2 protein-coding genes are annotated in these 1,741 nt (G+C 67.4%); one reads left to right on the plus strand and one right to left on the minus strand.

The features are described 5' to 3' along the window. On the minus strand, positions 1-882 hold an 882-nt coding region (locus tag E0H92_RS43910; protein WP_131500506.1), incomplete at its 3' end, for a hypothetical protein. Between the two features lie 370 nt (positions 883-1,252). Between E0H92_RS43910 and E0H92_RS43915 the strand changes: the two genes are divergently transcribed. Further along, positions 1,253-1,741: hypothetical protein (locus E0H92_RS43915; protein WP_131500507.1), on the plus strand; the 489-nt coding region annotated here is incomplete at its 3' end.

A 1,741-nucleotide genomic window follows, 5' to 3' on the forward strand; every position in this document is an offset into this window, starting at 1 on the left:
CTCGGCGGTTGTCGTCGGCCAGGTGTCAGGGCATCCGGCAGGAGGTGCGGCAAAGCCCGCGGCAGCGACGGCGGGCATCTCGGCGGGTGGCGCGATGAATGCGATGCTTCCGGCGCCGGTGCTCAGGACGGTGCCGGTGGCGGTAGTCGCGGAGACGGTGAGGCTCATCGTTCCGCCGAACCGGGAGAGCTGGACGTTGTTGACCGGGATCGCCAGGCGTGCGCCGACGGCGACGTTGAGCGGTGACTTGGGTTTCCAGGTCGCGTAGCCGCCGCTGACGAAGAGCGTGCCGTTGACGGTGCCGTACGTGCCGGTGGCTCCGGTCGGCAACTGCATGCGCACGGCGCCGAGGGTGCCCGCCTTGGTGATCGTGGCCTGGTAGGTCAGATTCGTTGTCTGGGCGGGAATCGGGTTCGTCGCCTTGACCGCGACGGCGGCGGTGTAGGTCTTCAACGGCTGCAGCACGCCGGCGCCGGATGTGATCACCTGGCCCGCCGTGCCGATCGACTTGAATCCCAGCGTCCACGGGCCGCCGGCGGGCAGCTTCAGGCCGTACAGCGGGATCGCGAGTCGCGCGCCGACGGCGACGTTCGTGACGCGGGCGGGTCGCCAGCGCAGCACCGTGCTCGTGACGGAGCTGACCGTGCCGTTGATCGAGGTGACCCGCCCGGTGGTCCCGGCCGGGATCGCCATCGTGACCTCGCGGATCGCGCCCGCTTTGAGCACGGTCGCGCGGTACGTCAGCGTGGTCGTGCCGTTCGACGCCTGCGTGGCGGTGATGCTGACGCCGGCCGCGGCGGCATCGGCCGCCCGGTCGATAAACACGATGGCCGCGGCCGCCACCACCAATGCGGCAGCCGAGGCAAGAAGCCTCCGGAACATGGGTTCCCCCCCAGGTCGTTCGAATCCAATCCCCGGAGGGAGAGTACGAGAAGAAATGGCGTGGCAGTGAAAAAGTTGCTGATCAGTGATGAATTGGCCTAGATCACAACTTTGTGTGGTCGTTCGGTCGCTGTCCGCAGATCGCGAGGGCCGAACAGCGGTTCCACACGCCGGGACCATACACGCTACTCGGCGGTCATGTGGGATTCGCCAACGAGTTGCCGATTTCCCTTTGTTGGTAAGGGTTTCCTAAATCTGCAACAAGCTGCAACCGGGTTGCGCCGGTGGGTGTTGGAAGGATAAAACTCTCCTGACTTTCTTCGCCGGTGTCACTCGGGGTGCGCCGGATCCGCCCGATCTTGGAGTGTCGATGCGCCGCACCCGCAGGTGGCTGACGTATGCCCTCGTACTGTCCCTCCCGGCCTCGTTGGGCGTCCCCGCGACCGCCCTTGCGCAGCCGCAGCACGTCGCGCAGGTCGCCGCACCGCAGGTGGCTCGTGCGGCTGCTGGCCCGTTGGCGGCGCCGTTGCCCGCGCGGGTGAAGAACGCGTCGACGGTCACGGCTGCGGGCGGGACGCCTTCGCGGGTGCGGGAGCTCGAGGAGCGGCGTACGGCGTCGTCGACTTCGTATCGCATGTCCGACGGGACCACGCAGGTCGAGCTGTCGACGGAGCCGGTGCACTACAAGGACTCCAAGGGCAAGTGGCAGGTCATCGACACCAAGGTGACCGCCGGCAGCGGTGAGGACTCGTTCGAGAATGCGAAGAACTCGTTCCGGACGCGGTTCGGTAAGTCAAGCGATCGCTTGCTGACGTTCGAGGCGGACGGGGAGTCGATCGGGCTCGGCGCGGCCGGTGAG

The sequence above is a fragment of the Kribbella speibonae genome (genome assembly GCF_004331375.1).
GTDB lineage: Bacteria > Actinomycetota > Actinomycetes > Propionibacteriales > Kribbellaceae > Kribbella > Kribbella sindirgiensis.